Origin of the sequence: Paenochrobactrum gallinarii, from assembly GCF_014205685.1 — a bacterium.
Lineage (GTDB): Bacteria > Pseudomonadota > Alphaproteobacteria > Rhizobiales > Rhizobiaceae > Paenochrobactrum > Paenochrobactrum gallinarii.
On record NZ_JACIIU010000071.1, the window covers coordinates 1 to 2,192 of the forward strand.

Sequence of the window (2,192 nt, forward strand, 5' to 3'; positions counted from 1 at the left end):
GTTAAAGTCGGAAGATCGTAAACCTCGCAAACAAAAGCGCACGGTAAAACAGTTGCATGCTGACCTCGTTATCCTGGGCTATGAGGGGTCGTATAGTCGCGTCGCCGCCTTTGCACGTCAATGGAAGGCCGATCTTCACATACGCAACCAGACGTCAGCTCGAGGTACGTTTGTTCCTTTGAACTTTGATCCTGGAGAAGCATTTCAGTTTGACTGGTCGGAAGACTGGGCAATTATCGGTAATGAGCGGACAAAGCTTCAGATAGCACATACAAAGCTAAGTTATTCTAGAGCCTTTATAGTTCGCGCCTATCCCACACAATCTCATGAGATGCTATTTGATGCCCATAACCATGCCTTCCGTGTGCTTGGTGGCGTTCCAAGGCGCGGTATCTATGACAATATGCGCACAGCCATCGACAAAGTAGGTCGAGGCAAGGAGCGTGACGTCAATATCCGCTTTCAAGCCATGGCTAGTCATTATCTGTTTGAACCAGACTTCTGCAATCCAGCGTCAGGCTGGGAGAAAGGACAGATTGAGAAGAATGTGCAGGATTCTCGACATCGGTTCTTTCAACCAGCTCCACGATTTGCTTCGCTGGATGCATTAAATGACTGGTTGGAAGAGCGTTGCAGGTTCTTCTGGGCAACGACACAGCATGGCAAAATGCGCGGCACCATAGCCGATCTTTGGACTGAGGAGGTTCAGGCTCTTATGCCCGTCTCCCGATCTTTTGATGGCTTTGTAGAGTGCACCAAGCGCGTATCACCGACCTGCCTCGTTCACTTTGATCGTACGCGTTATAGTGTTCCAGCATCTTTTGCCAATCGTCCAGTAAGCCTGCGTATCTATCCAGAGCGTGTCGTTGTTGCCGCCGAAGGCCAGATCATTTGCGAACATTCACGCATCTTTAATCGCTCTCATGAAGCACCGGGGCAGACCGTTTATGATTGGCGACACTATTTGTCGGTCGTTCAGCGAAAGCCCGGCGCATTGCGCAATGGCGCTCCTTTCACGGAGCTTCCTGAAGCGTTTCGCACACTTCAGTTTCATCTGTTGAAGAAGCCAGGTGGCGATAGGGAAATGGTCGATATCCTTTCCCTCGTCTTACAGCATGACGAGCAGGCCGTACTTATGGCAGTCGACATGGCACTAAAGGCTGGAGTACCGACAAAAACCCATATCCTCAATTTGCTTCACCGCCTGGTCGACGGCAAATCACTCATTCCACCCACGATTAATGCACCGCAGGCACTTACCCTTAACAATGAACCCAAGGCCAATGTCGAACGCTACGACACCTTGAGAAAGACGGAGGCTCGTCATGCGTCATAATCCAGCCAGTGGTGCTATCGTTATCATGCTGCGACAATTAAAGATGCATGGTATGGCACAAGCAGTTGGTGAACTCACCGAACAAGGGTCACCAGCATTCGACGCAGCTATTCCAGTTCTGTCGCAGCTGCTAAAAGCCGAAACGGCGGAGCGTGAAGTCAGATCAGTTGCCTATCAGCTCAAAACTGCACGCTTTCCAGCGTATCGTGATCTGAACGGCTTTGACTTCGCAAGCAGTGAGATAAATGAGGCATTGGTCCAGCAGCTTCATCGCTGTGACTTTCTCAATGATGCAAATAACATCGTTTTGGTTGGAGGACCCGGCACGGGTAAGACTCATATCGCCACCGCTATCGGTGTACAGGCTATTGAACACCACCACAAACGTGTCCGGTTCTTCTCAACGGTCGAACTCGTCAATGCACTTGAGCAGGAAAAAGCTCAGGGCAAATCGGGACAGATCGCCAATCGGCTCATTTATTCCGATCTCGTCATTCTTGATGAGCTCGGTTATCTGCCATTCAGCGCATCAGGTGGTGCACTTCTATTCCATCTGCTCAGCAAGCTTTATGAGCGAACGAGCGTCATAATCACCACCAATCTTAGCTTCAGTGAATGGGCAAGCGTGTTTGGCGATGCCAAAATGACGACTGCATTGCTCGATAGATTAACACACCACTGTCACATCCTCGAAACCGGAAATGACAGTTTCAGGTTCAAAAATAGCTCCGCGCAGGAACCAAAACGAGTAAAGGAAAAGTAGCAACCTTGACCGTAACTAAAAAAATGAACATTAATTAAAAGGCGGGTCAAGTCTCGGTGGAAAAACCGGGTCAGTTCTCAGTGGTAATCAACA

Annotated in this window: 2 protein-coding genes; both read left to right on the top strand. The window is 49.5% G+C overall.

Features of this window, described 5'->3' with window-relative positions; translation table 11 throughout:
- On the top strand, positions 1–1,336 hold a 1,336-nt coding region (gene istA / locus FHS77_RS15950; RefSeq protein WP_184224898.1), incomplete at its 5' end, for an IS21 family transposase.
- The gene (gene istB / locus FHS77_RS15955; protein ID WP_184224899.1) at positions 1,326–2,099 is read left to right on the top strand and encodes an IS21-like element helper ATPase IstB; all 774 of its coding nucleotides are present in this window, start codon (positions 1,326–1,328) and stop codon (positions 2,097–2,099) included. The genes istA and istB, both read left to right, overlap by 11 nt.
- Positions 2,100–2,192: the final 93 nt, after the last annotated feature.

What these genes read in the sequence shown, in the direction of transcription:
- istB (WP_184224899.1), top strand. Translation starts at nt 1,326, where the DNA reads ATGCGTCATAATCCAGCCAGTGGTGCTATCGTTATCATGCTGCGACAA.